General features: G+C 73.1%; 2 protein-coding genes. Both read right to left on the bottom strand.

Annotation, left to right across the window (positions count from 1 at the left end; translation table 11 throughout):
- Window positions 1–49: 49 nt before the first annotated feature.
- Entirely contained in the window at window positions 50–574 is a 525-nt protein-coding gene (locus tag ACIQOV_RS40765) for a hypothetical protein (protein WP_380634641.1), read from the bottom strand.
- Between the two features lie 176 nt (window positions 575–750).
- Window positions 751–1604: styrene monooxygenase/indole monooxygenase family protein (locus tag ACIQOV_RS40760; RefSeq protein ID WP_401056100.1), on the bottom strand; the 854-nt coding region annotated here is incomplete at its 5' end.

The raw sequence follows: 1604 nt of genomic DNA, 5'->3' as shown, positions 1-1604 counted from the left end.
GGAGGACCTATTCGGGGACCCTGCGGCCCTGGGGCCCCCGCGGCGCCGGTCAGCGCTGGCGGATCGTGGCGAAACCGCAGGCCGGGGTGCAGAGGGTGACGATGCCGCTGTAGCGGTGGGTGGTCCGGCCCCGGGTGACGCTGTGCACCGTGTGCTTCTCCCGCAGGTTGAGCTCCCGGCAGCGCGGGCACGCGGCGCCGACCGGATCGCCCCAGGGGCGGTTGGGGTTGAGCTTGGCGATGGAGACGACCATCAGGACGGCGGCCACGCCCGCGCCGCCGAAGCCGATCACCCGCCACACCCCGTTGCCGGACTCCCGACGGTCGATCATCTCGTCGTAGGAGTAGGTGCCCCCGCCGCCGCGGCTGGACCAGATCCGGCACTCGCTGTGCCGGGTCATGGTCTGGCCGTCGCAGGTCGGCGGGGTGTCCGGGTCCGCCTTCCCGACCACCAGGGCCAGGAAGAATCCGAGTGCGATCAGCAGGCCGAAGACGACCACGGCGACGGTCCGGCTGCGGCCGGTGTGCAGCCGCTTGCGTTCGTTGTACGCCGTATCGATCACAGCCTGGGCCATGTTGCCCCCGTCGACCGCCACTGGTCTTCTCCCGTTGTCCACGTCGCCCGCCGGGCCCGGGTGACGGGCCGGACGGGACCCCCGTCCGGGGGCGAGAAGAACCCACCACGAACGGTGCCCGCTTGTCCGGGACTTGGGAAGATCTTGACCCTTCGGTGGTCCGCGCGGCCGTCCGCTCAGTCGCCGACGGCGACCGAGGCCAGGTAGGAGCCCGCCCGGGCCGGGTCGAAGTACCACTCCTCCAGGTCCGCCGGCTCGTCGAAGGCGTTGGCGAACCGGTGGGCCACGGCGGGCGACCGGCCCCCGGCGCCGAGGATCTGGAGGACGTGCGGGGGCGGTGGGGCGAGCAGTTCGTTGCTCCAGGTGGTGGCGGGGGCGGCGAGGTGCCAGAACCTGTCGAAGGCCTCCTGCTGGAAGGCCCGGTCGAAGGGCCCGTCGCCGTGGTCGAGGATCGCCTCCAGGTAGACGGCGGCGCACTTGGCGGCGTTGTTGGAGCCCTGGCCGGCGATCGGGTCGTTGAGGACGACCACGTCCGCGACGCCCAGCACCGAACCGCCGCCGGGCAGTTCGCCGATCGGGTGGCGCACCGCCGGGGTGAAGCGCCCGGCCAGGGTGCCGCCCGCGTCGGTGAGTTCGACGCCGGAGCGGGTGCGGTCGTACTCCCAGGGTGTGAAGGTCTTCATCAACTCCAGGGTCACCCGCAGGTGTTCGGCCGGATCGCGGATCCCGTCGAAGGCGTCCGCCGGGCCGCCCGGTCGGGCCTCCCAGATCATGATGTCGCAGGGCCCGGCCTCGGTCAGGGCGGGCACCATGAACAGCTCGCCGACACCGGGCACCAGGTTGCAGCGCACCGCCGGGTAGTCGTGCTCGGGGCGCGGCCCGAGCCCGTGCACATAGCTGGCGGCCAGCGCGCGCTGCGGCCGCTCGTACGGGGAGCGCGCGTGGTCGCGCTCGAACAGCGAGGCCAGCGCGCCCTTTCCGGAGGCGACCAGCACCAGGGCTCCGCCGAGCAGGGCGAGCGGGCCCATCC

The sequence above is a fragment of the Kitasatospora sp. NPDC091257 genome, from assembly GCF_044757675.1.
Lineage (GTDB): Bacteria > Actinomycetota > Actinomycetes > Streptomycetales > Streptomycetaceae > Kitasatospora > Kitasatospora lactacystinica.
Note: the sequence above shows the minus strand (reverse complement) of the source record. Positions and strands in the feature narration are given on the sequence as shown.